The sequence below is a fragment of the Methylorubrum podarium genome (genome assembly GCF_022179745.1).
GTDB classification, from domain to species: domain Bacteria; phylum Pseudomonadota; class Alphaproteobacteria; order Rhizobiales; family Beijerinckiaceae; genus Methylobacterium; species Methylobacterium podarium.
The window spans coordinates 1-3,928 of the sequence record NZ_BPRD01000100.1 but is presented as its reverse complement, the minus strand read 5'-3'; the positions used below and the strand labels follow the sequence as shown (position 1 = coordinate 3,928).

Here is a 3,928-nt window from a genome sequence, read left to right as displayed (position 1 = left end):
CGACGCGCTCTACGACGCCGGCCTCGACCACGTGCAGCTCTCGGTGCAGGGCGTCGATGCGGCGAATGCGGAAAAAATCGGCGGGTTGAAGAACGCGCAACCCCAAAAAATGCAGTTCGCCGCCCGCGTCACCGAACTCGGCCTGCCGCTGACGCTGAACTCGGTGATCCACCGCGGCAACATCCACGAGGTGCCGGGCTTCATCGACCTCGCGGTCAAGCTCGGCGCCAAGCGGCTGGAGGTGGCCCACACGCAGTATTACGGCTGGGCCTACGTCAACCGCGCCGCGCTGATGCCGGACAAGGCCCAGGTCGACGAGTCGATCCGCATCGTCGAGGCCGCGCGCGAGCGGCTGAAAGGCCAGCTCGTCATCGACCTCGTGGTGCCGGACTACTACGCCAAGTACCCGAAGGCCTGCGCCGGCGGCTGGGGCCGCAAGCTGATGAACGTGACGCCCCAGGGCAAGGTCCTGCCCTGCCACGCCGCCGAGACCATCCCCGGCCTCGAATTCTGGTACGTGAACGACCACTCGCTGGGCGACATCTGGGCGCGGTCGCCGGCCTTCGCGGCCTATCGCGGCACGTCCTGGATGAAGGAGCCCTGCCGCTCCTGCGACCGGCGCGAGAAGGATTGGGGCGGCTGCCGCTGCCAGGCGCTGGCGCTCACGGGCGACGCCGCCAACACCGATCCGGCCTGCTCGCTCTCGCCGCTTCACGCGAAAATGCGGGATCTTGCCAAGGAAGAGGCTGCCGAGAACCCGCCCGACTATATATACCGCAGCATCGGGACGAATGTGCAAAATCCCCTGAGCGAAAAGGCACCCCTTTGAGACGGACTATCCTGGCGGCCGCCGTCACGGCGGCTCTCTCGACGACGCTTCTCGCGGCCGCGCCCCTCGCCTGGGCGGCCTCGGACCCGGCCCCCAAGGAAACGGCCAAGGACCCGACCAAGGACGCGGCCGCGGCACCCAATGCCGGCGACCTGCTCTTCGAGCAGCCGCAGATGAAGAACACGGCGCCCGGCAGCACGCTGACCTACGACTACCTGCGCCGCAGCGGGATCGTGAGGGGACCCTACGGCCCGCCGCTCAACGACGCGATCAAGCTGACCATCGAGCCTGGCAAGAGCGCCGAGAGCCGCGACATCCAGGTGCAGATGTTCTCCGGCGGCAACCGCGTCCCGGCCGGCCCCTTCCAGGACATGGCCGGCAATCCCGTGCTGCCCCTGTTCCTGGAAAACCACCTGAAGGGTCTCGCGGGCCTGCTCGAGGCTAATCCGCGCTACATCAAGAACGCGATCCGCAAGGGACTGCGCGAGAAGGCGACGGTCACCCCGGTCCAGATCGATTTCAAGGGCCGCAAGGTCGATGGCTGGCGCGTCGAGATGAAGCCTTTCGAGGGCGACGCGCAGACCGAGCGGATGCGCGGCTTCGACTCCACCACCTACACCTTCGTCGTGGCGCCGGAAGTGCCGGGCGAGATCGTTTCGATCGAGGCACGGACCCTGAAGCCGGATGGCGGCGAACTCCTCGAAGAGAGGCTCGATTATGACCAGAAGGATTCCTGAGGTCGCCCTCGCCGCGGCGCTGGCGGCGGCGCTCCTCGCCGCACCCGCGCGCGCCGACGAGAACGACTACCCGACCGATGCGCGGGCCGACTACGTCTTCGGCTGCATGGCCGCCAACGGCCAGACCCGCGAGGCGCTGGAGAAATGCTCCTGCTCGCTGGACGCACTCGCCTCGATCCTGCCCTACGACAAGTACGTGCAGGCGAGCACGATCCTGTCGATGCGCCAGGGCATCGGCCAGCGCACCACGGCGTTCAAGTCGACCAAGATGTTCGACGACAAGGTGGCCGACCTTCGCCGCGCCCAGGCCGAGGCGGAGATCCGCTGCTATCGCGGCGCCTCCTGAAGCGCGACGAGACCGGGGCGGCGCGCGGATTGGATCTGGCGAAACCCCGTCGGAGGGGCTAGGCCGGCAGACCCGGCCTGACAGCTCTGATCCGCGATGCCGCCCGACACGCCCGCTCCCTCGACCCGCCTGAACACCCTGCTGCCCGACCTCGGCCGGCGCACCCTGGTGATGGGCATCCTCAACGTCACGCCGGACTCGTTCTCGGACGGCGGCCGTTTCGAGGGGGTCGAGGCGGCGCGGGCGCAGGCCGCGGCGCTCACGGAGGCCGGCGCCCACATCCTCGATATCGGCGGCGAATCGACCCGGCCCGGCCACACCCCGGTTCCGGCCGCGGAGGAGCAGGCGCGCGTCCTGCCCGTGATCGAGGCGGTGGCGCCGGGTCTGCCGGTTCCGATCTCGATCGACACCTACAAGGCGTCCACGGCGGAGGCCGCGCTCCGGGCCGGCGCCAGCCTCGTCAACGACGTCTGGGGCCTGCAGCGCGAGCCGGACATCGCCCGCGTGGCCGCCGACCACGGCGCCCCGGTCATCGTCATGCACAACCGCGAGACGGTCGACGCCTCCCTCGACATCGTTGCCGACATGCTGCGCTTCTTCGAGCGCTCGCTCGCCATCGCCCGCCGCGCCGGCATTCCGGACGGCGACATCGTGCTCGATCCCGGCATCGGCTTCGGCAAGAGCTGGGAGCAGCATCTCGAGGCCCTGCGCCGGCTCCCCGAGATCCGGGCGCTGGGCTTCCCCCTCCTCGTCGGCGTCTCGCGGAAAAGCCTGCTCGGCCGCCTCCACGACCGTGAGACGGCCCCGCGCGACCGTCTCGTCGGCTCGCTCGCCGCGCATGTGCTGGCCGGCTCCCTCGGCGCCGACATCGTGCGCGTCCACGACGTGGCACCGCATGTCGAGGCGCTGCGGGTGCTCGACGCGGTGATGCGCCCCGACGCGGCATCGGGACCCGTTCATGGCTGACCGCATCCTCGTCCACCGCCTCGCGGTCTTCGCCCGTCACGGGGTGCTGCCGGAGGAGGAGCGGCTCGGCCAGCGCTTCTACATCTCCCTCGAATGCCGCCTCGACCTGTCGCAGGCCGGGCGCAGCGATGATGTCGCCGCCACCGTGAGCTACGCCGATCTGGCCGAGATCGCCCTCGACATCGCCAGCATTCGGCGCTTCGCCCTGATCGAGGCCCTGGCCGAGGCGATCGCCGAGACCTGCCTCGCGCGCTTTCCCCGCATCGAGACGATCGCCGTGCGGATCGACAAGCCGAGCGCGCCGATCCCCGCCGTGCTCGACTACGCCGCGATCGAGATCGTGCGCGGCCGTGCGGACCGGGCGCAGACGCAAGATTCGACGCAAGACTCGACGACGGAGACGAGATGACGCGCGCCTATCTCGGGCTCGGCAGCAATATCGGCGACAAGGCCGCGATGCTGGCCCAGGCCGTCGAGCGCCTCGCGGCGACGCCCGGCATCCGGGTCACGGCGCGCTCCTGCGATTACCGCACGCCGCCCTGGGGCGACACCGATCAGGACTGGTTCCTCAACGCGGCCGTCGCCATCGACACCGTGTTGACGCCGCACGGATTGCTGGAGGTCTGCCTGTCGATCGAGGCGGCGCTCGGGCGCGTCCGCGAGCGCCGCTGGGGGCCGCGGGTGATCGACATCGACGTGCTGGCCTACGAGGGCGCGGAGGTCTCCGACGAGCGCCTCGTGCTGCCGCACCGCTTCGTCCGCGAGCGCGCCTTCGTGCTGGTGCCGCTCGCCGAGATCGCCCCCGATCTTGTCGTCGGCGGCGAGACGGTCGCGGCGGCTCTGGCCAAGCTCGATCGGACCGGGATCGAGCGCGTCGAATGAAAAAGGCCCGAACCGCGGTTCGGGCCTTCGCATGGCGCATCATACCATTTCGGCTTGATCGCTTCGGGATTTGCCGGGCTCCGTCATCGCGAGGCGGAGCCGAAGCGATCCAGGTCGCGACCAATCAGGAAATGTCGCGCCCTGGATTGCCACGGCTTCGCCTCGCAA

At 69.7% G+C, this 3,928-nt stretch carries 6 protein-coding genes; all 6 read left to right on the top strand.

Features of this window, described 5'->3' with window-relative positions:
- Positions 1–829: pyrroloquinoline quinone biosynthesis protein PqqE (pqqE, locus tag MFF42_RS05280; protein ID WP_238254829.1), on the top strand; the 829-nt coding region annotated here is incomplete at its 5' end.
- The gene (locus MFF42_RS05275; RefSeq protein WP_238254828.1) at positions 826–1,566 is read left to right on the top strand and encodes a hypothetical protein; all 741 of its coding nucleotides are present in this window, start codon (positions 826–828) and stop codon (positions 1,564–1,566) included. The genes pqqE and MFF42_RS05275, both read left to right, overlap by 4 nt.
- Positions 1,547–1,912: a hypothetical protein gene (locus MFF42_RS05270; protein ID WP_238254827.1), complete on the top strand. Its 366-nt coding sequence runs from the start codon at positions 1,547–1,549 to the stop codon at positions 1,910–1,912. Before MFF42_RS05275 ends, MFF42_RS05270 begins: the two co-directional genes overlap by 20 nt.
- Before the next feature lie 96 nt (positions 1,913–2,008).
- On the top strand, positions 2,009–2,878 hold the full coding sequence (gene folP / locus MFF42_RS05265; RefSeq protein ID WP_238254826.1) for a dihydropteroate synthase: 870 nt from the start codon (positions 2,009–2,011) through the stop codon (positions 2,876–2,878).
- Positions 2,871–3,287: a dihydroneopterin aldolase gene (gene folB / locus MFF42_RS05260; protein ID WP_238254825.1), complete on the top strand. Its 417-nt coding sequence runs from the start codon at positions 2,871–2,873 to the stop codon at positions 3,285–3,287. The genes folP and folB overlap by 8 nt, the downstream gene beginning before the upstream one ends.
- Positions 3,284–3,760, top strand: coding sequence for a 2-amino-4-hydroxy-6-hydroxymethyldihydropteridine diphosphokinase (folK, locus tag MFF42_RS05255; RefSeq protein WP_238254824.1), 477 nt, complete (start codon positions 3,284–3,286; stop codon positions 3,758–3,760). Before folB ends, folK begins: the two co-directional genes overlap by 4 nt.
- Positions 3,761–3,928: the final 168 nt, after the last annotated feature.